Source organism: Christiangramia marina (genome assembly GCF_048285865.1).
GTDB classification, from domain to species: domain Bacteria; phylum Bacteroidota; class Bacteroidia; order Flavobacteriales; family Flavobacteriaceae; genus Christiangramia; species Christiangramia marina.
Genome location: NZ_JBLVTK010000001.1, coordinates 100,544 through 104,881, shown reverse-complemented (window position 1 = coordinate 104,881; position 4,338 = coordinate 100,544). Strand labels below are relative to the sequence as shown.

The 4,338-nt window shown below is 40.0% G+C and carries 2 protein-coding genes; one reads left to right on the top strand and one right to left on the bottom strand.

The features are described from left to right. Positions 1-354 precede the first annotated feature (354 nt). A complete protein-coding gene (locus tag ACNKXS_RS00520; protein WP_417919172.1) occupies positions 355-3,810 on the top strand; it encodes a methylmalonyl-CoA mutase family protein in 3,456 nt (1,151 codons plus the stop codon). A gap of 60 nt (positions 3,811-3,870) precedes the next feature. Here the strand turns inward: ACNKXS_RS00520 and ACNKXS_RS00515 are convergent, their stop codons facing one another. After that, positions 3,871-4,272: a hypothetical protein gene (locus ACNKXS_RS00515; RefSeq protein WP_417919171.1), complete on the bottom strand. Its 402-nt coding sequence runs from the start codon at positions 4,270-4,272 to the stop codon at positions 3,871-3,873. Positions 4,273-4,338: the final 66 nt, after the last annotated feature.

Genomic DNA, 4,338 nt, shown 5'->3' with positions numbered 1-4,338 from the left:
ACAATCAATTTCGCTTATAATATTTCTAGTTGTATTTTTATAGGGTGCACATTCGAAAACTTAATTCTGGGTAGGTTTAGAGAAGAGTGAAGCAATCTTTCAAGTAAATGCCATTGAGGCACTGTGCTAAAATTGTTTTATTGCTGAAACTATATTTTATCTTGATAGATTAATGAAAGAGCACGACATAACGGATAACTAACACCACTAGTACCTCCATAAATTTGAAATTCTTATGCTTGCATGAAAGCCATCCTCCCCAAGGTGGCTTTTTCTAAATTTGAGAAATTTAAAAATCCTAATTTCATTGCGATTTTCGTAAATTGCAGGTCAATATTCTTGATATAATTAAACATGGAGCAACAAAGCCCTTATAAACCTAAAAATAAAATAAGAATTGTAACCGCTGCCTCACTATTCGATGGTCATGATGCCGCTATTAATATTATGCGGCGGATCATCCAGGCTACTGGAGTTGAGGTAATCCATCTTGGACATGATCGAAGTGTGGAAGAGGTTGTAAACTGCGCTATTCAGGAAGATGCACATGCGATTGCAATGACTTCCTACCAGGGTGGTCACACCGAATACTTCAAATATATGTATGACCTTCTTAAAGAGAAAGGTTCAGAACATATCAAGATCTTCGGTGGTGGAGGCGGAGTGATCCTTCCAGATGAGATCAAAGAATTGATGGATTACGGGATAGATAGAATCTACGCTCCAGATGATGGTCGTGAAATGGGACTGCAAGGGATGATCAATGATATGATCCAACGTGTGGATCATCAGGTTCCAGATCTTGAAGAAGCAGATAAGGTTAATCAGAATCTACAATCCAGAAAGGTTACTACGATCTCCCGTCTTATTTCACTTGCTGAAAACAGGCACGAAGAATTTTTGAAATACTTTGACAAGAACAATTTTGAAACAAATAAAACTCCTGTTCTGGGAATTACCGGTACGGGCGGTTCTGGTAAATCAAGTTTGGTAGACGAACTGGTTCGAAGATTTTTGATGGATTTTCCTGAAAAACATATTGGGATCGTTTCTGTGGATCCTTCAAAAAAGAAAACTGGAGGTGCATTACTTGGTGACCGTATCAGGATGAACAGTATCAATCATCCTAGAGTTTTTATGCGTTCACTTGCTACAAGGCAGGCAAACCTGGCATTGTCCAAGCATGTCGCAGAAGCTGTTGATGTGCTGAAAGCAGCCAGTTATGATCTAATCATTCTCGAGACTTCAGGGATTGGACAGAGTGATACAGAGATCATGGATCATTCAGATGTATCCTTATATGTAATGACTCCGGAATTTGGTGCAGCAACGCAGCTGGAAAAGATCGATATGCTTGATTTTGCAGATCTGGTTGCTATCAACAAATTCGATAAACGTGGAGCGCAGGATGCTTTGCGTGATGTAAAAAAGCAATATCAGAGAAACCACCAGTTATGGCATGAAGATGCTGATAAGCTTCCGGTATTTGGCACCATCGCTTCTCAATTCAATGATCCTGGAATGAATACCCTTTATAGAAGTCTTATGGACGCTGTAGAGGAGAAAACAAATTCAGGGATGATCTCTACTTTTCAAATTTCAGAAGAGATGAGTGAGAAGATATTCGTGATTCCGCCAAAACGTACACGATACCTTTCAGAAATTGCTGAAAATAACCGTGGTTATGATGAAACTGCTGCGACTCAAACCGAAGTTGCTCAGCGTCTCTACGGAATTTATAAAACCATCGAAACCGTTGCTAATATCAAAACCCAGTTTGGTAAAGATCAAACCAAGTTTATCGATAAAAACGGAATCGATCAGGATGGGATCAAAGAAGTTTCAGAAGAAGATCAGTCAGAATTTTTAAAGCTGCTTTTTGCTGAATTCGATAAAATAAAAATGGATCTGGATCCCTATAACTGGGAGATGATTCTTGCGTGGAACGAGAAAGTAAATAAGTATACGGAACCTGTTTATAGCTTCAAAGTGCGCGATAAAGAGATTAAGATCGATACTCATACAGAGTCCCTTTCACATACGCAGATCCCGAAAGTGGCACTTCCAAAATACAAGGCCTGGGGCGATATTCTAGGATGGTGTCTTCAGGAAAATGTTCCTGGAGAATTCCCTTATACCGCCGGATTGTATCCGTTTAAACGAACAGGTGAAGACCCAACAAGAATGTTTGCCGGTGAAGGTGGACCGGAAAGAACCAATAGAAGATTTCATTATGTTAGCCAGGGATTACCGGCTAAAAGATTGTCTACCGCTTTTGATTCGGTAACACTCTACGGAAATGATCCAGACCACCGACCAGATATTTATGGTAAGATTGGAAATTCAGGAGTGTCTATATGTTGTCTTGATGATGCGAAAAAGCTTTATTCAGGATTTGATCTGGCAGATGCGATGACCTCTGTGAGTATGACTATTAATGGTCCAGCTCCAATGCTACTTGGATTTTTCATGAATGCTGCGATCGATCAGAATTGTGAAAAGTATATCAAAGAGAATGGTCTGGAAGACACAGTAGAAGCCAAACTGAAGGAGTTGTATGACGATGCTGGTATCGACAGACCTCAATATCGCGGTGAACTTCCAGAAGGAAATGACGGTCTTGGATTGATGCTTCTTGGATTAACCGGAGACCAGGTATTACCGAAAGATGTGTATGCAAAGATCAAGGCTGAAACCATTAATGTGGTTAGAGGAACCGTTCAGGCAGATATTTTGAAGGAAGATCAGGCTCAGAATACCTGTATTTTTTCTACTGAATTTGCACTACGATTAATGGGTGATGTTCAGGAATATTTTATTGACGAAAAAGTTAGAAATTTCTATTCTGTCTCTATTTCAGGATATCATATTGCTGAAGCTGGTGCGAATCCAATTACCCAGTTGGCATTCACACTGGCAAATGGATTTACCTATGTAGAATACTATTTAAGCAGAGGAATGGATATCAATAAATTTGGTCCAAACCTTTCGTTCTTTTTCTCTAATGGAGTGGATCCGGAATATGCGGTGATTGGTAGGGTTGCCAGAAGAATCTGGTCCAAAGCCTTAAAACATAAGTATGGAGCCAATTCCAGAGCTCAAATGTTGAAGTATCATATACAGACTTCGGGAAGATCACTGCATGCTCAGGAGATCGATTTTAATGATATTAGAACTACCCTTCAGGCATTGTATGCGATCTACGATAACTGTAATTCATTGCACACCAATGCTTATGATGAAGCGATCACTACGCCTACGGAAGCTTCAGTAAGAAGAGCGATGGCTATACAACTAATTATCAATAAGGAGTTGGGGCTTGCTAAGAACGAGAATCCAATCCAGGGATCGTTCATTATCGAAGAGTTGACCAATCTGGTAGAGGAAGCCGTGCTTACTGAGTTTGATCGAATCACAGAACGTGGCGGAGTGCTTGGTGCTATGGAAACGATGTACCAGCGAGGAAAGATCCAGGAAGAAAGCCTGTACTATGAAACTTTAAAGCACAATGGAGATTACCCAATAATTGGAGTTAATACTTTTCTGAGTTCTACAGGATCGCCAACGGTAACGCCGGGTGAAGTTATTCGTGCTACGGAAGAGGAAAAAGAACACCAGATCAAAACTCTGGAAACTTTACACAAGGCTAAAGAAGCTTCTGCAGAAGAAATGCTGGATAGAATACAGAAAGCAGCAGTTACCAATCAGAACCTTTTCGAAGAATTAATGGAGGCAACCAAAGTTTGCTCGTTAGGACAGATCACTCATGCATTATTCGAGGTGGGTGGACAGTATCGTAGAAATATGTAAATACTGATATATTTCAGAACATAAAAATCCCGGGTAACCGGGATTTTTCATTTTATCATCTTATAACGTCAGTCGCCACACGCGTTGTAATTTTCTAAATTTCTGGATTTCTTTACGTAGAAGTCGTACGAAATCCTTGCCGTTGCTATTGGCAAGTTCAAGGTGTTCGCAATGCTTGCTTAAGCGTTCGGTAAGCAGACTTACGGCATGTACGTAATGCTTCCTGCTCTCCTGGAAAAATTCATTTTCAGCTCTCGCAATATTCGGCAAAAGTGATTCGGAATATCGAATAATATCACCGGTAAAATAAACGCTCTTATCTTCCAGCCCATGATCATTCAAACCAGATACATCAGGCAAAAGGTAATCTGATACAGATTTGGATATCTTCATGATCTCCCGGGCCTTAGAATATAAAGCTTCGCTGGGCTGTCGGGACTTATTGTAAGAAGATGACATCATTTAAATTTTCCACTAAATTACTAGAGACTATTCAAAGACGCATTTAAAAGTTAATGTGAATGACGG

Coding starts and splice junctions, on each gene's coding strand:
- ACNKXS_RS00520 (WP_417919172.1), top strand. CDS start 355: ATGGAGCAACAAAGCCCTTATAAACCTAAAAATAAAATAAGAATTGTA.
- ACNKXS_RS00515 (WP_417919171.1), bottom strand. CDS start 4,272: ATGATGTCATCTTCTTACAATAAGTCCCGACAGCCCAGCGAAGCTTTA.